The following is a 236-nucleotide window of genomic DNA, read 5'->3' as shown; positions in this document are numbered from 1 at the left end:
CGTCAAGGCTATCAAGCTGGCGCAGAAACTGAGGTTTCTAGAATTAGTAAGAATGTCTCGGTCTATGGCAGCCGACCGTGGAAGCATCCGCTTAATGATAAGCTAGATGCGCGCCTCACCTATGAAGAGGAGGTCATCGATCAAGGCAAAGGTAACTTTGATTTGTCTACCCGAACGCTAAAAGCTTCATTGGCACGTAATATTCGCCGTGACAGTGGCTGGAATCGTAGCTACTC

1 protein-coding gene is annotated in these 236 nt (G+C 48.3%); it reads left to right on the top strand.

The genetic code is table 11. From position 1 onward, the window contains the following. Positions 1 to 236 (top strand): hypothetical protein (locus tag AAEY83_RS18470; protein ID WP_351061606.1); only part of this gene is annotated, 236 nt, incomplete at both ends.

It is taken from the genome of Psychrobacter sp. TB20-MNA-CIBAN-0197 (assembly GCF_040309765.1).
Classification (GTDB): Bacteria; Pseudomonadota; Gammaproteobacteria; order Pseudomonadales; family Moraxellaceae; genus Psychrobacter; species Psychrobacter submarinus.
This window is presented reverse-complemented; position numbering and strand designations above follow the sequence as displayed.